20 protein-coding genes and 1 tRNA gene are annotated in these 20107 nt (G+C 58.3%); 10 read left to right on the top strand and 11 right to left on the bottom strand.

Features of this window, described 5'->3' with window-relative positions:
• Positions 1 to 39: 39 nt before the first annotated feature.
• Positions 40 to 1572: a phospholipase D family protein gene (locus tag ACR0IY_RS18560; protein WP_480675943.1), complete on the bottom strand. Its 1533-nt coding sequence runs from the start codon at positions 1570 to 1572 to the stop codon at positions 40 to 42.
• A gap of 408 nt (positions 1573 to 1980) precedes the next feature.
• On the opposite strand from ACR0IY_RS18560, the gene nadA reads away from it, so the two are divergent.
• From nadA to ACR0IY_RS18540, 4 genes are all read left to right on the top strand, one after another.
• On the top strand, positions 1981 to 3033 hold the full coding sequence (nadA, locus tag ACR0IY_RS18555) for a quinolinate synthase NadA (protein WP_480675941.1): 1053 nt from the start codon (positions 1981 to 1983) through the stop codon (positions 3031 to 3033).
• Positions 3034 to 3041: 8 nt separating this feature from the next.
• Positions 3042 to 4607, top strand: a complete 1566-nt coding sequence (locus tag ACR0IY_RS18550; RefSeq protein WP_480675939.1) for an L-aspartate oxidase — start codon at positions 3042 to 3044, stop codon at positions 4605 to 4607.
• Positions 4604 to 5452 (top strand): carboxylating nicotinate-nucleotide diphosphorylase, encoded by an 849-nt coding sequence (gene nadC / locus ACR0IY_RS18545; protein WP_480675937.1) that lies wholly within the window; start codon positions 4604 to 4606, stop codon positions 5450 to 5452. The genes ACR0IY_RS18550 and nadC overlap by 4 nt, the downstream gene beginning before the upstream one ends.
• A gap of 179 nt (positions 5453 to 5631) precedes the next feature.
• Positions 5632 to 6876 carry a molybdopterin molybdotransferase MoeA gene (locus tag ACR0IY_RS18540; RefSeq protein ID WP_480675935.1) on the top strand — a complete coding sequence of 415 codons (1245 nt, stop codon included), beginning with the start codon at positions 5632 to 5634 and terminating at the stop codon, positions 6874 to 6876.
• Between the two features lie 59 nt (positions 6877 to 6935).
• Here ACR0IY_RS18540 and ACR0IY_RS18535 read toward each other — a convergent pair whose 3' ends face one another.
• The 6 genes from ACR0IY_RS18535 to ACR0IY_RS18510 form a co-directional block, all read right to left on the bottom strand.
• Positions 6936 to 7454 (bottom strand): N-acetyltransferase family protein, encoded by a 519-nt coding sequence (locus ACR0IY_RS18535; RefSeq protein ID WP_480675933.1) that lies wholly within the window; start codon positions 7452 to 7454, stop codon positions 6936 to 6938.
• Positions 7451 to 8005 (bottom strand): helix-turn-helix domain-containing protein, encoded by a 555-nt coding sequence (locus tag ACR0IY_RS18530; RefSeq protein WP_480675931.1) that lies wholly within the window; start codon positions 8003 to 8005, stop codon positions 7451 to 7453. Before ACR0IY_RS18530 ends, ACR0IY_RS18535 begins: the two co-directional genes overlap by 4 nt.
• 120 nt (positions 8006 to 8125) lie before the next feature.
• Positions 8126 to 9142 carry a Fe(3+) ABC transporter substrate-binding protein gene (locus tag ACR0IY_RS18525; RefSeq protein WP_480675929.1) on the bottom strand — a complete coding sequence of 339 codons (1017 nt, stop codon included), beginning with the start codon at positions 9140 to 9142 and terminating at the stop codon, positions 8126 to 8128.
• A gap of 172 nt (positions 9143 to 9314) precedes the next feature.
• A complete protein-coding gene (locus ACR0IY_RS18520) occupies positions 9315 to 10133 on the bottom strand; it encodes a DUF2189 domain-containing protein (RefSeq protein WP_480675927.1) in 819 nt (272 codons plus the stop codon).
• Between the two features lie 213 nt (positions 10134 to 10346).
• Positions 10347 to 10472, bottom strand: a complete 126-nt coding sequence (gene ykgO / locus ACR0IY_RS18515) for a type B 50S ribosomal protein L36 (RefSeq protein ID WP_005648635.1) — start codon at positions 10470 to 10472, stop codon at positions 10347 to 10349.
• Positions 10473 to 10565: 93 nt separating this feature from the next.
• Positions 10566 to 10640 (bottom strand) — tRNA-Val (locus ACR0IY_RS18510).
• 149 nt (positions 10641 to 10789) lie between these two features.
• On the opposite strand from ACR0IY_RS18510, the gene ACR0IY_RS18505 reads away from it, so the two are divergent.
• Positions 10790 to 11650: an N-formylglutamate amidohydrolase gene (locus ACR0IY_RS18505; protein ID WP_480675925.1), complete on the top strand. Its 861-nt coding sequence runs from the start codon at positions 10790 to 10792 to the stop codon at positions 11648 to 11650.
• Between the two features lie 2 nt (positions 11651 to 11652).
• Here the strand turns inward: ACR0IY_RS18505 and ACR0IY_RS18500 are convergent, their stop codons facing one another.
• Complete coding sequence (locus ACR0IY_RS18500) at positions 11653 to 12906, bottom strand: DNA polymerase IV (RefSeq protein ID WP_480675923.1); 1254 nt, start codon at positions 12904 to 12906, stop codon at positions 11653 to 11655.
• Between the two features lie 356 nt (positions 12907 to 13262).
• On the bottom strand, positions 13263 to 13967 hold the full coding sequence (gene pyrF, locus ACR0IY_RS18495; protein WP_480675921.1) for an orotidine-5'-phosphate decarboxylase: 705 nt from the start codon (positions 13965 to 13967) through the stop codon (positions 13263 to 13265).
• A 148-nt stretch (positions 13968 to 14115) separates the two neighbouring features.
• On the opposite strand from pyrF, the gene ACR0IY_RS18490 reads away from it, so the two are divergent.
• Together ACR0IY_RS18490 and clpB are read left to right on the top strand one after the other, a co-directional pair.
• On the top strand, positions 14116 to 14436 hold the full coding sequence (locus ACR0IY_RS18490; protein WP_480675919.1) for a hypothetical protein: 321 nt from the start codon (positions 14116 to 14118) through the stop codon (positions 14434 to 14436).
• A 129-nt stretch (positions 14437 to 14565) separates the two neighbouring features.
• Entirely contained in the window at positions 14566 to 17184 is a 2619-nt protein-coding gene (clpB, locus tag ACR0IY_RS18485; protein WP_480675917.1) for an ATP-dependent chaperone ClpB, read from the top strand.
• Positions 17185 to 17267: 83 nt separating this feature from the next.
• On the opposite strand, the gene ACR0IY_RS18480 is transcribed toward clpB, so the two are convergent.
• A complete protein-coding gene (locus tag ACR0IY_RS18480; RefSeq protein ID WP_480675915.1) occupies positions 17268 to 17645 on the bottom strand; it encodes a VOC family protein in 378 nt (125 codons plus the stop codon).
• Between the two features lie 41 nt (positions 17646 to 17686).
• Here ACR0IY_RS18480 and ACR0IY_RS18475 point away from each other — a divergent pair, with 41 nt between their 5' ends.
• From ACR0IY_RS18475 to msrQ, 3 genes are all read left to right on the top strand, one after another.
• Complete coding sequence (locus ACR0IY_RS18475; RefSeq protein WP_480675913.1) at positions 17687 to 18226, top strand: winged helix-turn-helix transcriptional regulator; 540 nt, start codon at positions 17687 to 17689, stop codon at positions 18224 to 18226.
• Between the two features lie 120 nt (positions 18227 to 18346).
• Positions 18347 to 19249 carry a protein-methionine-sulfoxide reductase catalytic subunit MsrP gene (msrP, locus tag ACR0IY_RS18470; protein ID WP_480675911.1) on the top strand — a complete coding sequence of 301 codons (903 nt, stop codon included), beginning with the start codon at positions 18347 to 18349 and terminating at the stop codon, positions 19247 to 19249.
• Positions 19250 to 19253: 4 nt separating this feature from the next.
• Positions 19254 to 19868, top strand: coding sequence for a protein-methionine-sulfoxide reductase heme-binding subunit MsrQ (gene msrQ, locus ACR0IY_RS18465; protein WP_480675909.1), 615 nt, complete (start codon positions 19254 to 19256; stop codon positions 19866 to 19868).
• On the opposite strand, the gene ACR0IY_RS18460 is transcribed toward msrQ, so the two are convergent.
• A partial coding sequence (locus ACR0IY_RS18460) for a hypothetical protein (RefSeq protein ID WP_480675907.1) occupies positions 19850 to 20107 on the bottom strand: 258 nt, incomplete at its 5' end. The two genes, msrQ and ACR0IY_RS18460, sit on opposite strands and share 19 nt — an antisense overlap.

Here is a 20107-nt window from a genome sequence, read left to right as displayed (position 1 = left end):
AATGACTTGGCGCTCAAGGCAGACCGAGTGGATCTGAATCTAGAGTTGCGACCCAATCGGAAGGATGCTCAGAAATCCTGAAACGATGTGATCCCAGGTCGATCCCGTCGGTTCGGAATCGTATTCCAGAACGGAGCCATCCTCGTTCCGCGTTCTCCACTTCAGCTGGCCTGCGTCCTCCAGTGTGACGTGATAGGTGTACGCCGGCAGGGCTTGATCCAAAGCGCCCAGCGTTTGCGCGGTCAGCGCCGGGGTGTCGATCAAAATTCCCATCTCGGTATTGATATTCACACTGCGCGGGTCCCAGTTGAAGGACCCAACAAACAGATATCTGTCGTCCACTGCAAAAGCCTTGGAGTGCAGGCCCGACCGGGATTGCGCCCAGTTAATACCGCGACGCTGTACCTGATAGGCATCGGGTCGCAACTCATACAGCTCAACCCCCGAGCGCAGCAGCGCCCGGCGTTTCTTGGCATAATGCGCGTAAACCGGCGCAACGTCATTGGACGCCAGTGAATTGGTCACAACCTTGACGTCGACGCCGCGATTTTCCAGTTCGGCCATCCACCTCACACCGGTGTTGCGCGGCACAAAATAAGCCGAGACGATATTGACCTCGCTGGTGGCCCTTTCGAAATACGGCAGTAGTTGGGACGCAAGAATTGGGTCCGAGCCCTCAAGACCCGCGGCTTTGGACGGCGGATCCGCGTAGAGCTTTGCAGGAACCCAATCCAGTTTGAGCTGACCGTCCGCAAAGTTTTCCTGAGCGGATCTTCTCAGCGCTGCGCCGTATTGCGTGTGTTTGGCGTCTTCGACCAACTGATTGAGCCTGTCTCGTGCATCGTTCAAGCTGAACGCCTCTGCTTCGCCAACAACTGCGCGGGCAGGTACGGCAAATTCACTGTTCCAATAGGCGTCAAAACTCTGCGAGACTTCGGTCACCACGGGACCTGCGGCCAGAACGTCCAGATCGGCATAGTTCATTTCCTCTCTGGCCAGAAAGTACTCGGCCCCGATGTTTCGCCCGCCAACAATCGTAAACACGTTGTCAGCGGTCATCGACTTGTTGTGCATTCTGCGGTTGATGCGTTTGAAATCTGTCAGACCCGCGATCAGCAGACTTTGATCCCGCCAAAAAGGGTTGAACAGGCGGATTTCTATGTTCTCGTGATAGTCCAGTGCCGCTGTCATCGCGTCGTAACTGGATGTGTCCATATCATCCAGCAGCAATCGTACGCGGACGCCGCGATCCGCTGCCTGCAAAAGGCTGGCGGCGAAAAGATGGCCGGTGGGATCATTGTGCAAAAGGTAATACTGCGCATCCAGTGTCTGTTCAGCGGCGGCAGCCAGCAGTAGCCTAGAAACAAGCGCTTGCTCGCCATCGCTGATCAATTTCACGCCAGACCGTCCGTCCTTCGGATCCCCAAGCCTGCTTGCGGCCCGGCCAAGCGTGCTGTTTGTCTGAGCCGGAACTGCCGCCGTGACGGTCTTTTCATATGTTCGGGTCTTGGGGGCGCACGCGGTCAGCGTCAGCGCGCATAAAACACCAACCATGTTCGCCCATGGTTTCATTCAAATACTCCATCCATGCCGCTAGGTGACACTGCGCTGGGCTGGGAATTCAAGCCTGTTGTGCCCAGCGCTGGCAAGTTTCGTGCGGCTGTGACGTTTGCGCTGGATGTCCGAAACAGCACATTGGTCGCCTGATTGGCATTTCAAAGGCGTGCGTCACACGCGCGGCATGCCACTGATTTACCTCAGCAGCAGTCTTTTGGACCGGATTTCTGATGAACTTTGCAATCAGCACGTGTCCCTTCGCTGTGGGTCACATGGTGAAAACAGGGAACTTGTCGGTGGTGCAATAAGAAAATTCCACTGCCGGTCGTTAAAACAGAATTTTCTTCTGATCTGGGCGGTGGCCAATCGGCGACAAACCTCATATTACATGCGTCACGAATCCATCAGGCAGAAAAAAGTCCCGTGTTCGACCTACCAGCGCAGCGCGCGCACCTCTCCGAAAAATACGATCTGGCCCCATCGCCCGAGTTGGCTGCCAGCATGAGTGATATCTATGACCGCATGTCCCGTGTGGTTTCGCCGGTCGATTGGGCGATCTACGCGCCCTATGTCAAAGCGATCAACGACCTGAAAGCCGAGCGCAACGCGGTCATTCTGGGCCACAACTATATGACGCCCGAGATTTACCACGGCATTTCGGATTTTGGGGGCGACAGTCTGCAACTGGCCATCAAAGCGACCGAGGTCGAGGCGGATGTGATTGTGCAATGCGGTGTCCATTTCATGGCTGAGACATCCAAGATTCTCAGCCCGGACAAGACCGTGCTGATGCCGGACATGGAGGCCGGGTGTTCGCTGGCGGAATCGATCACCGCCGAGGGCGTCGAAGAAATGCGCCGCCGTTACCCGGGCGCGCCGGTGGTGTCTTATGTGAACACCACGGCCGAAGTTAAAGCAGCCTCGGATATCTGCTGTACGTCGTCCAACGCGGCCCAGATCGTTGCGGCGCAGGACAGCCACACGGTCATCATGACTCCCGATCAGTATCTGGCGCAGAACGTCGCGCGTGACGTACCGCAGAAGAACGTGGTCTGGTGGGAAGGGTCGTGCATCGTCCACGAACAATACAGCGCCAAGGACCTGCGCGATTTCCGCGAATGGAACCCCGGGACGCGTCTGATTGCGCATCCCGAATGCCCGCCGGATGTTGTGGCCGAGGCTGATTTCTCGGGGTCGACCAGCGGCATCATCAAATATGTCACCGACGAAAAACCGGAAAAGGCGCTGTTGATCACCGAATGCTCGATGGCCTCGAACATCGCGGATGAGCTGCCGGAGGTCGATTTTGTCGGCCCCTGCAACATGTGCCCTTACATGAAAAAGATCACGCTCGAGAAAGTGCTGTTTGCGCTCGATACCATGACCGGACAGGTCGAGGTTGACGCTCAGGTGGCGGACAAGGCGCGCCTGGCAGTGCAGCGTATGATTGATCTGTCGCGCCAGCTGGGTCTCTGATCGGCGACATGCAGGACATTGTCACGCCGCGTGTGGTCATCATCGGGGCCGGATTGGCCGCGATCTATACGGCGCTGAAACTGGCGCCGGTTCCGGTGTTGATGATTTCGCCCGAACCGCTGGGATCAGGCGCAAGCTCGGTCTGGGCGCAGGGCGGGGTTGCAGCAGCCATGGCGCGGACAGACAGCCCCGAGGCACACGCGGAAGACACGATGCGCGCCGGTGCGGGATCGGTGCTGCGCGAAGTGGCCGAGTTCGTCACCAATGCTGCGCCGGAACATGTTCTCGACCTTTCTGACCTGGGCACAGGGTTTGATCGCACCGCTGATGGTGGTTTCGTGCAATCACGAGAGGCGGCGCATTCCGCCGCGCGGGTGGTTCGGGTCAAAGGCGATCAGGCGGGAACCGAGATCATGCGAGCGCTGATCGCGGAACTGCGCAGAACACCCTCGGTTCAGATCATCGAAGGGGCTCTGGCCGTTGGGCTTGAAAGCGATGGAACTCAGGTCGATGGGGTATATCTGGCCAGTGCTTCTGCACCGGATGCGCCGCCTGTCCTGCTTCGCGGAGAGGCTTATGTTCTTGCCACGGGCGGTTCGTCTGGCCTGTATGCCCAAACCACCAACCCCGCGCGTATCCGGGGGCAGGGGATCGGAATGGCAGCCCGTGCCGGCGCGCGGATCGCAGATGCGGAGTTTGTACAGTTCCACCCCACAGCCATCGATGTCGGCGAAGACCCAACCCCGTTGGCGACCGAGGCGTTGCGCGGTGAAGGCGCCATTTTGATCGACAGGGACGGCCACCGCTTTATGCAGGACGTTCACCCAGATGCCGAATTGGCTCCGCGCGATACCGTTGCGCGCGCCGTGTACCTTCAGGTGCAGTCGGGCAAATGCCCGGCATTGGATACCCGAACCGCCATCGGGGCTGTTATCACGACGCAATTCCCATCTGTGACCGAAGCTTGCCGGCGCAACGGCGTCGATCCTGTTCGCGACCCCATCCCGGTGACCGCATCAGCGCACTACCATATGGGCGGGGTCGAAACGGATCTGGCGGGCCGAAGCTCACTGGTTGGACTTTGGGCTTGTGGCGAGGCGGCGTCGACTGGGTTGCACGGGGCCAACCGTCTGGCCTCGAACGGGCTGCTCGAGGCGCTGGTCTTTGCCCGTTCCTGCGCCCGCGACATTGCAGATGTGGTGCCACAGACCACAGCGCCGGACGTACAGATTCAGTTTGCCATCGGTCACGATGTAGCGCGGGAACAGGACGTGGCGGCCCTGCGCCGGACGATGGCGGAATATGTCGGTGTGGTGCGTGACCAGGCGGGCCTGCGCCAGGCCCTGACAGACATCGCCTCGTTGGAAGCCCGGCATACTGACTCTGCCGTGTTTCTCAACATGACCGCCACGGCCTCCCTGATCGCAGCTGCCGCACTGCAGCGCGAGGAAAGTCGCGGGGTGCATTTCCGTTCCGATTTCCCTGACCCCAATCCCGGCCCCGGCCAACGCTCGGCCCTTATGCTAAGCGATGCTCTGGCGCTGCGGGACCGAATCGCAAAGGACGCAGCATGAATTATCCGGCCCTGCCCGACATGATCCTTGAACCCATGGTGCGCACCGCGCTGATGGAGGATCTGGGTGCCAGTGGCGATATCACCACTCTGACCGTGATTCCGGCGGACGCCACCTATTGCGCCCGGTTGAACGCGCGCGAGGATGCCGTGGTATCGGGCATGCAGGTGGCCGCGCTGGCGTTCCGCCTGGTCGATCCGTCGCTTGAGGTCACAGCGCATGTTGCGGATGGCCAGTATTGCACCAAAGGTGAAACGTTAATGGAAATCCGGGGCAGCGCAGCGTCGATCCTGTCTGGCGAGCGGGTGGCGTTGAACTTTGCCGGACGCATGACCGGGGTTGCGACCGCAACCGCTGCGCTGGTGGCCGAGACCAAAGGCACCAAGGCGCGTATTACCTGCACCCGCAAAACCACGCCAGGCCTGCGCATCGTTGAAAAACAGGCGGTTCTGCATGGCGGCGGGTTCAATCACCGTTTTTCCCTGTCGGATGCCATCCTGATTAAGGACAACCACATTGCTGCCGCAGGTGGGGTGCACGCGGTGCTTGAGGCGACAAAGGCCCGCTCCTCGCACATGATGAAGGTCGAGATCGAAGTCGACACGCTGGAGCAACTGGCGCAAGTGCTGGAGGTTGGCGGGGCTGATGTGGTGCTGCTGGATAACATGCCGCCCGAAACATTGAAAAAGGCTGTTGCGCTGGTCGATGGCCGGATCGTGACCGAAGCCTCGGGCAATATCAGTCGCGAAACTGTGGCGGCGGTGGCAGCAACCGGTGTGGACTACATCTCGTCCGGGGCGCTAACCCATTCCTATCGTACGATTGATATCGGGCTGGATTTCTAAACACTCAGGCACTGCCAAAGCACCCTTTCTGCGGGTCAACCTCGGGCAATTCACACTGACCTATGTCAAGGACAAAACCCTTGCCGTGCTTTCCAGTGCGAGCAGATTGCTAACCGTATTGCGCGAAGAAGACTGGCGTACAGGGTTCAAAGATCTGTTCGAACAATTGGAGGACCAACATGGCTGATGGATGCGCTTGCGACCAGTCCGCGTCTGTGTATGTGTCGGTGTCCGAGGCGGTGGCACGCGGGCTGGCTGTTTCGGATCCGATCACCCAAACCGAATCCCTGTCGCTGTGCGAGGCGATCGGCCGGGTTCTTGCCGAGGATTGTACCAGCAAAGTCGATATGCCTGCCGTCGACAACTCGGCCATGGACGGTTATGCCGTTCGAACAGGTGATCTGGGTAGCGGTCCCACGTATGACTTGCCTGTTGCCGGGCGCATTGCCGCCGGAGACAACGGTACCCACAACGCTCCTGCGGGCAGCGCCTTGCGGATTTTCACCGGTGCCCCGGTACCTGCCGGTTTCGATGCAGTGTTGATGCAGGAGGATTGCAAGCTTACCTCAGGCCGCATCCGCTTTACCCGCCGGCCCGCACCTGGCCAGCATATCCGCCGAACGGGCGAGGACCTGAAAGCCGGTGATCCGATCCTGCGGCGCGGGTGTGAGATTACTGCCCGGGAAGCCGCCGCGCTGGCGTCGGCCGGGTACGGAGAAGTGGTGGTATACCGCAAGCTCAGGGTGACGATCTTCTCGACGGGCAGTGAATTGCGGCAACCCGGCGAAGAATTGGGGCCGGGTCAGATCTACAATTCGAACCGCTATATGCTTCGGGCATTTCTGGACAGGCCGTGGATCGACCTGACAGATGAAGGCCCGGTTGAGGATGATCCCGACCGCTTGGAGAAGGTGCTGCGGCAGGCCTGCGACAGCGCCGATCTTATCGTTACAACCGGCGGCGTTTCGGTGGGGGATGAGGATCACATGCCGCGCCTTTTCACTCAGATCGGTGGCCGGACCGATGTGATGAAAGTGGCGATGAAGCCGGGCAAGCCGGTCATGTTTGGCCGCAGGGGGCACGCGCTTTATATCGGGTTGCCGGGCAACCCGGTTTCGGCCTATGTGACCTGGAAAATCATCGGATCGCATATGATGGCCCGCCGGGCCGGGATGCATTACACCCCGCAAGCATCAGAGCAAGCCATTCTGGCCGAGCCATTGGAGCGACGGGCGGGACGTCAGGAATATCGTCCGGTCCAGATCGAGGGAACCTCGCCCGAGGGCTTGCCCCGGCTGCGCCTGATGGCAGCGTCATATAGCGGTCGGGTTGCGTTGCTGGCACAAGCGGATGGTCTGGCCGTCATCTCCGCAGAAACCGAAGAATTACCCAAAGGTCACGCGGTGCAATTTCTACGTTTTTGAAGGCGGCGCCGATTCCAGGGTGGGTAGCTGCTGGGTGTCAGCGAGTGAAAGTGGATCAGCTAGGTGAGGTCTTTGAACATATAGGTCGTGGGCTCCAGCCTATTCTGGAAGGGGTTGCGGCAATAGTTCGGAATTTCCCCGGCGATCTGAAATCCCAGACTTTGATACAATATCCGTGATGGGTCCGAGCTGCGCGTATCGAGCACCAACATGTTTCTGCCCAGTTCGATTGCCCGGTCTTCGAGTGCGATCATCAGGGCGCGACCCAGTCCCTGGCGGCGGGCGTCGGGATGGACCAGCAGTTTGGCGACGTCCGCGCGGTGCGGTTGATTGGGCATTGATGCCGGGATCAGTTGCACGGTTCCGACAATGTGCTCTTCGGCACGAACAACAAACACATCCAAATCATCGTTCAGCAGATCCGGCCGCACCCGATTCTGCCAATAGGCTCGGGCCTGATCGGGTGAGAAAGGCAGGATGAACCCGATGCTGGCACCGTTGTGTACACAGGCATGGAGGATATCGGTCAGATCGTCTAACGCGGCATCAAAGCTGCTTTCATCCAAGCGCGAGATCATATCAGCACCAGCAAATACCTTGCACCACGCGATGGGCTCGTTTCAAATCGGGTCGGACCAGACAGATGATAACGCAGGCAATCACCGCCGTTCAGATCATGGGCGATGCCGTCGACCGTCAACGTCAACGCGCCGTCCAGCATGATCAGATGGTGCTCTTGCCCGGGTTTCGGTGGCGTGTCGTAGCTGATCACCGTGTCGGGTGGCAGATGTCCTTCCAGCACTTCACCGCTCAGCCCTGCGGCAGGAGGCGATACGGACCGTCTGGTGAATCCGGTTTCGGGGTCGCGCCATTCGGGTTGCCGTTCGAACGGTACCCAAGGGTCAAAGCTATCTTCCACCATCATCAACAGGCGCGACATTGGCAGGCCGTAAGCTGCGCAAAGCCGACCCAGCGTTTCAGCGGTAGGGCTGACATCACCCTTTTCCATCCGCGAAAGGGTCGCCCGGCTGATGCCACTGAATTTGGCCAGTTGTTCCAGCGACCAACTGCGGCTTTGGCGCAGTTCGTTCAGATGAGTGGCGAGGCGGTTCGAAAGGTCATCAAGCATCGATCAAATCTGGGAATACTGTTCTATAATGAGAATATCAGATAAGATTTAACGCAATGCAACAAGAAAAGGGGCGCAGAATTCTCTACGCCCCGTGTACTGCTCAGTTTTGAGCGTGGATTACTTCCAGCCAACTTCGTTGAAGATTTTCTGAGCCTCTGGGATGTTCTTGGCAACATCTGACAGGTTCACATCATCTGCTTTGAACTCACCCAATGCCTTGACCGAGTCCTCAAGGGTGACGCCTTCCACTGCGGGGAACTCGTCATTTCCAGCCGAGAAATACTGCTGTGCAGAATCGCCGGCCAGATATTCCAGAAACAGGATCGCGTTTTCTTTGTTGGGGGCATTCGCGGCCACGCCAGCACCGGACAGGTTCATGTGCGCGCCGGTGCTGTCCTGATTGGGGAAGACCCATCCGATCGCGTCGATGTCGGCAGAGACGCCCTTGACGTCTTTGCGGATGGCGCGGGCAAAGTAATAGGTGTTGGATACTGCGATGTCGCACTCGCCCGAAACGATGCCGCGCAGCTGATCTGTGTCGCCGCCCTGTGGCTCGCGGGCCATGTTGGCGACGACGCCTTCGGCCCAGGCCTTGGCGGCCTCGGGGCCTTCATGCGTGATGATCGAGGCCAGCAGCGTCTGGTTATAGGTGTTGCTGGACGACCGTATGCAGACCATGCCCTTGTATTCGGGTTTCGCCAGATCGGCATAGGTGGCCGGTGGGTTGGTTACATTTTCCTTGTCGAAAAAGATGATGCGGCCCCGCTGTGAAAAGCCGAACCATTCGTTGTCGCTGTCCTGCAGGTTGGCGGGGATGCGTTCTTCCAAAACGGCGCTGTCGACCGGTTGCAGAATGCCTGCGTTTTTGGCACGGGCCAGGCGCGAGGTGTCGACCGTCAGCAGAATGTCCGCAGGCGAATTCGCGCCTTCAGCTTCCATGCGCGCGATCAGTTCATCCGCCTTGCCTTCGATGCGGTTGATGGTGATGCCGGTTGCCTCTTCGAAGTCGCTATAGAGGCGCTCGTCAGTGTCGTAGTGACGCGAGGAATAGAGGTTCAGTTCACCGTCGGCGGCGGCAGAGGTTGCGATCAGGGCCATCAGAGCGGCGGCTGCGCAGGTAGAAGATTTCAGCATCATATTTCCCAACATTCATAGCTGTGGCGGGTGCTTACCCGACTGATTTGGTCAATTAAACGAATCTGAAGGGGATGCAAGGTTTTCTGACAAAATTAGTTGGTCAAATGGTCGCGCTGCTTTGCAGGTGAAGAATTTATGGACACGTAGGCAAAACAAGATGGCGGATATATCAGCCTTCTGCCGGTGACACGGCCCGTTGATAAAGATGCCACGTGGTGTGGCCCAGGATCGGCAGGGTGAAGATCAGGCCCAGAAAGGCCGGAGCCATCGACAACAGCATTGTGACCGAGATGATCGCCGCCCAACTGAGCATGACCACCGGGTTTTCCGAAACAACGCGAATGGAGGTGAGCATGGCGGAAACGAAATTGGTTTCCCGGTCGAGCAGCATGGGCATGGCAACCACGGTCACCGAAAACAAAACAGCAGACAGAAATGCGCCAATGCAGGTGCCGACAACAAGGAAGGTCCAACCCTGCTGCGTAAAGAAAACAATGTTCAAGAACCCGTCAAAGTCCGAGAAGGAAGCATTCTGCAGGATGATCGCCAGCCAAAGCCGAATCTGGTAAATCCACACCCAGAAAATGAATAGGGTAACAAAGGCCATCCAGCCCAATTCACGTTTGCTTTGATGGGCCATGACGGCGAGGATGTCGGACCAGCCGAAGCTCTCTCCGTTCTGCAGTCGGCGGGACATTTCGTACAGCCCGGCGGCGGCGAAGGGGGCCACCAGTGGAAAGCCGACAATGGCGGGAATGATCATCCAGATTTTTCCGAGCCAGACGAGGCTCCAAACCAACAGGATGCCGAAAACCGCATAGAAAAGGCCAAAGAAACCGCTCATGACGGGGCGCGCCTGAAAGTCGGAAAAGCCAGCTTTCAACGACGCTGAGATGTCATTTGCCGACACTCTATTGACCGTGGGCATGGCCTGTTGCTGCGGCGTCGGGTTGTTGGGTGGTGTGGACTCTTTGGTCTTGGATGTCATGACACACTTCCTCCCAAAGCATGACGTCGGGCTGGTCCGTTCGCCAACAGACCCTGCTGCGAAACAGACATCTCTCCTCCGAATGCAAGTTTGCATCAGGTAAGCTACGCGGGCAAGGGGTGTGGCAGGTATGTCCGCAGAGCGAACATTGAAATATCCCACAAAAAAACCGCGCTCAGAGGCGCGGTTTCTTCAAACTGAATCGTGCAGTTCTCAGCCCTGACGAGCTTTGAACTTGCGCTGCGTCTTGTTGATCACGTAGACGCGGCCTTTGCGACGCACAACCCGGCAGTCACGGTGCCGGTTCTTGAGCGAGCGGAGCGAGTTCTTGACCTTCATTGGTCTGTCTCCAATCTGCGGCGCCTTCATCAAGGACGTGGCCAGCGCCTGGGTTAGCGGGTGCTCCGGGTCAAACCCGAAACAGTGAAACGATGGTGGGCGGTACAAGGATCGAACTTGTGACCCCTTCGATGTCAACGAAGTGCTCTACCGCTGAGCTAACCGCCCACTGATACCATTGCGTGCCCTGCCCCAAAACGAAATGGGGCGCGGAACCCCGCGCCGGTAGCGGGGTCTATAAAAGGAGTCGCAAAGGGGTTCAAGGGGTTTGGCAGAACTATTTTCCGGTCTATGCTCAATGCGAACAAGGAGTCACCATGCCGAACGCCCCCTATGTTTTGGATATGCCTGCTAAGCGCACGTCTTGTGTGGTGTTTTCTTCCCCTCATAGCGGGCGGGACTATCCTGAAACATTGCTGAACCGCACGGTTCTGAGTGAGAACGTGATTCGCTCATCTGAAGATGCGTTTGTCGATCAGCTGTTTTCTAATGCTGCCGATTTTGGCGCGCCGCTGATATCAGCAACGATGCCGCGGGCTTTCATTGATCTGAACCGCAGTGCGGAGGAACTGGATCCTGCGTTGATTCTGGGTGCGCGACGCAGCGGACATAACCCCCGCGTGGCGTCTGGGCTCGGGGTGATTCCCCGGGTGGTGGCCAATGGGCGTGCGATCTATCGCGGCAAGCTGACAATGGATGAAGCGCGTCTGCGCATCGACACGGTCTGGCGTCCTTATCACGCACGGATCAAGTCCCTGTTGTCTGAATCCCATAAGACATTCGGTCAGGCGATTCTGATTGATTGTCACTCGATGCCGCACGAGGCCGTTGCCATGGCCAGCAATGCGAAATCCAAACGTCCCGAAGTGGTACTGGGTGACAGGTTCGGGGCCTCGGCTTCGGCTGCTGTCGTCGACCGGATCGAAGAGGCCTTTACGTCTGCCGGATTGAATGTGGCCCGCAATGCTCCCTTTGCCGGAGCGTATGTCACGCAGACCTATGGTAGCCCCGCCCGTCATCAGCATGCGGTTCAGATCGAGATTGACCGGGCGCTGTACATGGATGAGGCCAAGATCGAACCAAACGAAAACTTTGCCGCGTTCCAGGAAATCTTGCGCGGCATCATCCGCGACATCACCCTAATCGGTGGTCAACCCTTGCGACTGGCGGCCGAATGATCTCAGCGGAGGGCCCGCCCCTTGAGGATTGCATCGCTGCCGAACCGGCGCCGGATTTCATCTGTTGCGCGCTCGGCCTGTGATCGCTGGGTGGCGCCGGGATCTAGCAGATCGCCCGAGATGTCCGCCTGCTCTTCGGGGCACAGGTCGGACAATCCGCAGCCCAACAGGCGGTACGGCCCCTCGTTTCCCACCTGATCGAACAGACCCCGCGCCGTGCGATAAATGCGGTCTGCGATCTGCGTTGCATCGCGCAGGGAAATGCGCCGCGTGATGACTTTGTGGTTGGCCTTTTTCAACTTCAGCGTGACAACCCGCCCGGCCAGCCCCTTGGCCTTGGCGCGATCGGCGACTTTCTCGGCCATGCGCCACAGATGCCCGTCCAGAATGTCGAGGCTGGCTGTATCCTCGAAGAACGTGGTCTCATTGCTGATGGACTTCATCGGCTCATGCGAAGACACGCGGCGCTTGTCCTGCCCCCGCGCCAGATGCCACAGTCGATAGCCCATCGACCCGAACCGGGCAGTCAGGGCCTCCTGATCCCAGCGCAGCAGGTCGGAAAAGCTGCGGATACCTGCGCGGTCCAGCGATTCTTGCGCCGCCGGACCAATCCCCCAGATCAGGCGTACCGGCTTGTCATGCAGGAATTCTGCGGTTTCTTCCTTGCCGATCACCGAATACCCGCGCGGCTTGTCGAGATCTGAGGCCACCTTGGCCAGAAACTTGTTGTGCGACAGGCCGATCGAGCCGGTCACGCCCAATTCGTCCTTCATGCGTTTGACCAGGCGCGCCAGCATCACCGCTGGCGGTGCACCGTGCAGCCGCTCGGTCCCGGACAGGTCCATGAAGGCTTCGTCCAGTGACAAAGGTTCAACCACCGGAGTTAGTTCGTCCATCATTTTGCGGATTTCGCGCGACACCTCGGCATAGACCGACATGCGCGGCTTGATCACCACCGCATCAGGGCAGAGTTGCAGGGCCTTGAACATCGGCATGGCCGATCGTACCCCTCGGATGCGCGCCACATAGCAGGCGGTTGATACGACACCACGTTTGCCGCCGCCTATGATCACGGGTTTATCGGCCAGATCCGGGTTGTCCCGCTTTTCGACCGAGGCATAAAACGCATCGCAATCCATATGGGCGATGGACAGGGTGAACAGTTCTGGATGCGCCTTGATGCGCGGGCTGCCACAGGACGGGCAGCGCCGTTCATCGTTCAATTGGGTCAGGCAGTCTCGGCAAAGGCCGGGCATTCAAGTCTTCCCGCTTTCCGTGCGCTCAGTTCAACGGCTTACTTATACCAGCCCCCGCAGTCGCGCAAAGGATTGGCAGCGACAAGTTGGAACTTGAGGGCTGAAAGAAGACCCCCCGCGATTGGCGGGGGGAGGTGACGGACCTCAGGAAGAAAGTCCGCGGGGAGTATCACGGTCTTAGAATCGCTGAAAAACACGCGTTTCGATAGGACGCAGGCACCGCAAGCAAAAACCCGAGTTTTTCATGTGTGTTTTCGGGCACAGAGACAATTTGGCGCGGATTGGCCAAAAGTGACGTAAGGTCAAGTGTTTGGCGGTGATTTCCGTCCGAAAACCTGATTTATTCGCGTGACTGTTCAGTGTTGTGTCAAGGAATTTAACTCGGCAAGAACTGCTTCAGCTGCTGCTTTTGGGTTCTCGGCCTGATAGATCGGACGACCGACAACGATGTGATCGGCTCCGTCGCCAATGGCGCTGGCCGGGGTGGCCACGCGTTTCTGGTCGCCCAGGGCTGCACCTGCCGGACGCACGCCGGGGGTGACGATCAACCGGCCTTCGGCCTGGGGCAGGGCGCGGATCAGGGCGGCCTCTTGCGGACTGGCGATGACACCATCAGCCCCAGCCTCCAGCGCTTTGGCCGCGCGCTCGACGACCAACTCCTGAACGTCGCCCTCTTTTAGCAGACTGGCATCCAGATCGTCGCGGTTCAGCGATGTCAGGATGGTCACCGCGAGGATTTTCAGGTCTTTGCCCGCCGCGCCCTCTTTCGCCGCGCGCACCACATGCGGGTCGCCATGCACTGTCAGGAAATCCAGATCGAACTGCGCCAGCCCGCGTACGGCGTTTTCCACCGTGTTTCCGATGTCGAACAGTTTCATGTCCAAAAAGATGCGCTTGCCGTGATCCTGCTTCAGTTCGTTGGCCAAGGCCAGCCCGCCGCCGGTCAGCATCCCCAGCCCGATCTTGTAGAAAGAAACGGCATCTCCCAACCGCTCGGCCAAGGCCAGCCCCTGCAGGGCGTTTGGGACGTCGAGGGCTACGATCAGGCGGTCATCGGACATAAGAAAGCTCCATTTGGCAAACGTCTGCGTCCTAACGGGTAACGGTGCGTGTGTCCATGCGGGAGGGGTGGGGGCGAAATCAAGCACTAAAAAATTGATTGTGGTATGCTGCGGGCCATTCTGGAATGCATCTGAAATGGGGGGATTAATGAAACAATTTATTTCTGTTGCGGTCTTATTGGCTTTGATGGGGTGCCAGGACATGCCGTTGGAAACCGAGGCTGCGGATACGGTCATCGTATCTCCGACGAACAATGATTTACGACTCGTGGGTGGATACCGGTCTACGGACGATGATTGCCAATTAACCGGCGAAACGGCGTTTACAATCGATTTTCTGGATGACGCGGCGGATCTGGTGTCCTGTCCAAAGGGCAGTGACGCGGCGCAATCGCTGGTCGAGATGTACGGCGCGCGCGAAGTCGCCAGAACCGGGGGATATGTGGTCTATACCATACCGCGCCGATAGGGGTGGAATCTGCGGTTTAGCCTCTTGAACAACCAAAGATATTTCCCAAATTGAATGCGAGGTCCAGACCGACGCGTGCCGCCTAGCGGGCGCATCACATTTCGGGCGCTTGAGATAAAGGAGAATAACATGGACTTGAATAAGTTCACCGAGCGGGCACGGGGTTTTGTGCAGGCGGCGCAGACTATTGCGCTGCGCGAGGGGCACCAAAGGCTAGAGCCCACCCATATACTGAAAGCATTGATGGATGACGATCAGGGGCTGGCAAGCAACCTGATCACACGCGCTGGCGGCGCGCCGGGTCGCGTGGTCGAGGCGCTGGATGCCGCTATGGGGAAAATCCCCAAGGTCAGCGGCGACGCGAGCCAGATTTACATGGACGGTCAGACCGCCAAGGTTCTGGACGAAGCCGAAAAAATTGCCACCAAGGCGGGTGACAGCTTTGTGCCGGTCGAACGCGTTCTAATGGCGCTGTGCATGGTGAAATCCAAGGCGAAAGAGGCCTTGGAAGCCGGTGCCGTATCCGCCCAGAAACTGAATGAGGCGATCAACGACATCCGCAAGGGTCGGACCGCCGACACAGCCTCGGCGGAAGAAGGCTATGATGCGCTCAAGAAATATGCACGCGACCTGACCGAGGCAGCGGCTGAAGGCAAAATCGATCCGATTATCGGGCGGGATGAGGAAATCCGCCGCTCGATGCAGGTTCTGTCGCGCCGCACCAAGAACAACCCGGTTCTGATCGGGGAACCCGGCGTCGGTAAGACCGCGATTGCCGAGGGTATGGCCCTGCGCATCGTCAACGGCGACGTGCCGGAATCGTTGAAAGACAAGAAGCTGCTGGCGCTCGACATGGGTGCACTGATTGCAGGTGCGAAATACCGCGGTGAGTTCGAAGAACGTCTCAAGTCGGTTCTGACCGAGGTCACCGAGGCCGCCGGTGAGATCATCCTGTTTATCGATGAGATGCACACGCTGGTCGGGGCCGGTAAATCCGACGGTGCGATGGATGCCGCGAACCTGATCAAGCCTGCGCTTGCCCGGGGTGAGCTGCATTGTATCGGCGCGACCACACTGGATGAGTATCGCAAATATGTGGAAAAAGACGCGGCCCTTGCGCGCCGATTCCAGCCTGTGATGGTCACCGAACCGACCGTTGAGGACACAATCAGCATTCTGCGTGGCATCAAGGAAAAGTACGAACTGCACCACGGTGTGCGCATCTCGGACTCGGCGCTGGTTTCGGCGGCGACATTGTCGCATCGCTATATCACTGACCGATTCCTGCCTGACAAAGCCATTGACCTTGTCGATGAGGCGGCGTCGCGCCTGCGGATGGAGGTGGATAGTAAGCCCGAGGAGCTCGACCAGCTAGATCGCCAGATCCTACAGATGCAGATCGAGGAAGAAGCGCTGAAGCTGGAAGACGACGCGGCCTCCAAGGATCGCCTGGAAACCTTGCAAAAAGATCTGGCCGATCTGCAGGAGAAATCCGCCGAGATGACTGCCCAGTGGCAGGCCGAACGTGATAAACTTGCGGGTGCGCGGGATCTGAAAGAACAGCTAGACAAGGCGCGCGCTGATCTGGAGATCGCCAAGCGCGAAGGTAACCTGGCCAAGGCCGGTGAGCTGTCCTATGGCGTCATCCCAGAACTTGAGAAAAAGCTGACCGAGGCCGAAAACGCCGAAAGCAACGCCATGATGGCCGAGGAAACGGTGCGTCCGGAACAGATTGCCTCGGTAGTGGAACGCTGGACGGGTATCCCGACCTCGAAAATGCTGGAAGGTGAGCGTGAGAAGCTGCTGCGGATGGAAGACGATCTGCATTCGCGTGTGATCGGTCAGGATGCGGCAGTGACCGCCGTGGCCAACGCCGTGCGTCGTGCACGTGCCGGTCTGAATGACGAAGGTCGCCCGTTGGGCTCGTTCCTGTTCCTCGGGCCGACCGGCGTGGGTAAGACCGAGCTGACCAAGGCCGTGGCGAACTTCCTGTTCGATGACGACAACGCGATGGTGCGTATTGATATGTCCGAGTTCATGGAGAAACATGCGGTCGCCCGTCTGATCGGTGCCCCTCCAGGCTATGTCGGCTATGACGAGGGCGGTGTGCTGACCGAAGCCGTGCGGCGCAGACCCTATCAGGTCGTGCTGTTTGACGAGGTCGAAAAGGCGCACCCGGATGTGTTCAACGTGCTGTTGCAGGTTCTGGACGATGGTGTTCTGACCGATGGTCAGGGCCGCACCGTGGACTTCAAGCAGACGCTGATCATCCTGACGTCGAACCTTGGGTCTCAGGCGCTTAGCCAGTTGCCTGAAGGTGCCGACAGCGCGCAGGCGCGACGTGACGTGATGGACGCGGTTCGGGCGCATTTCCGGCCCGAATTCCTGAACCGTCTGGACGAGACGATCATCTTTGACCGGCTCAAGCGGGCCGATATGGATGGCATCGTCGATATTCAGATGGCGCGTCTGCAAAAGCGTCTGGCCGCCCGCAAGATTGAGCTGGCGCTGGACGATGGTGCCAAGGAGTGGCTGGCCAACGAAGGCTATGACCCGGTCTTTGGTGCCCGCCCGCTGAAGCGTGTGATCCAGCGGTCCTTGCAGAACCCGCTGGCCGAAGCTCTGCTGGCCGGTGAGATCAAAGATGGTGAAACCGTCCCGGTAACCGCCGGGGCCGACGGCCTGATCATTGGCGACAGGCTGGGCACCTCGGACCGTCCGCGCCCGGACGATGCGGTGGTGCATTGATCAATGAAATCGGAAAGACCCGCCAAGCTGGCGGGTCTTTTTTTGTTCCGGGTGTGAACTAAGGGCGTTAAAGTCCGGCGTTACTAGGTCTGCCCGGTCAAATCCTGTGCCAACATCAGTGCGTTGCCATCCGGATCATAAAACGTGGCCGTGCTGACCATTCCTTCGATCGTTTCGGTTGGGCCATCAAAACGAACGCCGGCCTCCTCTAACGCGTTGCGCGCTGTCGCGATGTTGGAAACCCCAAATACCGGAACCGTGTTTCCGGGTGCGGGTTCAGCCTGTTCGCCCAGCCCAAGAGTTACACCGTCGGTTTTGGTGTGCATCTCGCTCCATCCTGCCTCATCTATGTGATGGATCAGTTCAAACCCAAGTTTTTCACTATACCAGTGTGCGCTGGCGTGGCGATCTTTGACCGAAATTGCGAGCGTGATGGTTTTTTCTAAAGAAACAAGGGGCATGAAGCTTTCCATCCTGTCTAAAAATATGGTAACTATACTTTATGGACATAACAGTACTTGTCAAGCTTACGTCGCGGGCCTGGTCGCTGAACATTCTGGCGCAGCTTTACGGAGGTGTTCCAGGCAGACAAGCGCCAATGCTTGCTGCAACAGGCGCAGGCCGAACGGCATTCTCTGCTAGTCTGGAACACCTTGTCAGCCTTGGACTGTTGGAAAGAAATCCCGGCCACGGTCATCCTTTGCGCCCTGAATTTCGTTTGACGCGGGAAGGCGTCCGCGCAGCAGCTGTGGCGGCCAAAATCGCGGCGCTGGTGCCCGATGAAACCGAATTCAAGATGTTGCGCCGCAATTGGACGGTGCCCGTTCTGGCGTTGACTCGCGAGCCGCGGCGGTTTTCAGGCCTCAAATCTGATCTTGGTGTGATTACCGACAGGGCATTGTCTGCGTCACTCAGGCAGCTAGAGGCGAAAGGCTGGGTACGACGGGATATCGAAACCTCTGCCCGGTTGCCCTTTCCGACCTATCGGGCCATCAACATGGGGTTTGAAATTAACCGCGCCGTCGACCTGCGTATCGGTTAAAGCGAAGCCCGCATGAGATTACGTTACAATCCGTTCTCCCAATCGTGACGCGTGTTTCCTTGGCTCTGTGCTATCAGCGATCTACCTCATATCCGAACTTGCTTGAAGACGGAGACATAGATGGCGCATCGCTGGACCAATACATTGACACATGCTGACGTTACCCCACGGGCGGCGTTTTTGAACCGGCGTCAGGTTATGGCCGGGCTGGCAGGTGTCGGACTGGCCGGAACGGCGCGGGTTGCCACAGCGCAGGAAGCGCTGGAGCCCAACACCTGGGAAGAGATCACCTCGTACAATAACTACTATGAGTTCGGGACGCGGAAGGATGACCCGGCCAAATACGCGGGTTCGCTGGTGACCGAACCGTGGAGCGTTGAAATTGACGGTCTGGTGGACAAGCCCGGCAAGTACGACTTCAAGGAAATTATGTCCGAGATGACGGTCGAAGAGCGTATCTACCGGTTCCGCTGTGTCGAAGCCTGGTCGATGGTGATTCCGTGGAACGGGTTCGAACTGGCCGATCTGCTGAACATGGCGGGTTTGCAGGACGGGGCCAAATATGTGGCCTTTGAAACCGCGTACCGTCCCGACGAAATGCCCGGAGTCAAATATCCGGTGCTGGACTGGCCCTATCGTGAAGGCCTGCGGCTGGACGAGGCCATGCACCCCCTGACTATCATGGCGACAGGCATCTATGGTCGCCCCATTCCGAACCAGAATGGCGCACCGCTGCGTTTGGTGGTGCCGTGGAAATACGGGTTCAAGTCTATCAAGTCGATCGTGCGGATCACGCTGACGGATGTCGAGCCGCCAACAAGTTGGAATATGTCCGCACCGCGCGAATACGGCTTCTATAGTAATGTGAACCCATATGTGGATCACCCCCGCTGGTCGCAGGCCTCGGAACGTCAGATCGGTGGCGGTCTTTTCGCCAAGCGCATCCCGACCCTGATGTTCAACGGCTACGAGAAAGAGGTCGCCGGGCTGTACGAAGGCATGAATCTGGCGGAAAACTATTAAACTTATGCAGTGGGTGAACCAGATATTGCGCCGAATCCCCGTCTGGGCTGTGTACCTTCTGGGTACGCTGCCGGCCCCCTGGCTGTTCTATCAGGGGCTGACCGGTGGTCTGGGCGTGGATCCTATCGAAGCGTTGGAACATCAGTACGGAGAACTGGCGCTGCAGCTTTTGATCGTTGTATTGGCGATTTCACCCCTGCGGCGGTTCCTTGGGTTGAATCTGTTGAAGTTCCGCCGGGCAATTGGGGTGCTGACCTTTGCCTATGTCACTCTGCATTTGCTGGTATGGCTGGTTCTGGACATTCAGGCACCCAGTCAGATCTGGGCCGATATCCTGAAGCGACCCTATATTTCGATCGGCATGGCCGGTTTCGGTTTATTGCTGCCGCTGGCCGTGACGTCGAACAATTTGTCGGTGCGCCGGTTGGGGCCGCTTTGGCGCAAGCTGCAGCGTCTAGTTTACCCCGCCGCCGTTCTCGGGGGGCTGCACTATGTCATGCTGTCCAAGGGATTTCGGATCGAACCTTTGATTTATTTGTCAGCAATCATCGGTCTGCTGCTTCTGCGCATTCCGTTTCCGACCTTGCTGACTCGGATTCGTCAGGCCGATTCCGCCTGACTCGGCGCCGAGTCTGTGGGTATCCTTGTGTAAAATCCGTTTTCCGGCATCAGATGAATGGTTATAGGGGTTCTTCTGGAGCAAGATTTCGTCGTAATATATTGTTTTAAATCGATAAAAAAACTATCTGCGGTTTTTTGCAGGTTTCTGTAATTTTCTGCTTGCGGGTTGTTTTGGTAAACCTTAGAACCCCCTTCACCGGCGCTGCTGAGGCGGTTGTTGGGACGCTGGAGACGGCG

It is taken from the genome of Ruegeria sp. BC1 (assembly GCF_056539305.1).
The sequence above is the reverse complement of the archived record's forward strand: the minus strand, read 5'-3'. Positions and strand labels throughout refer to the sequence as shown.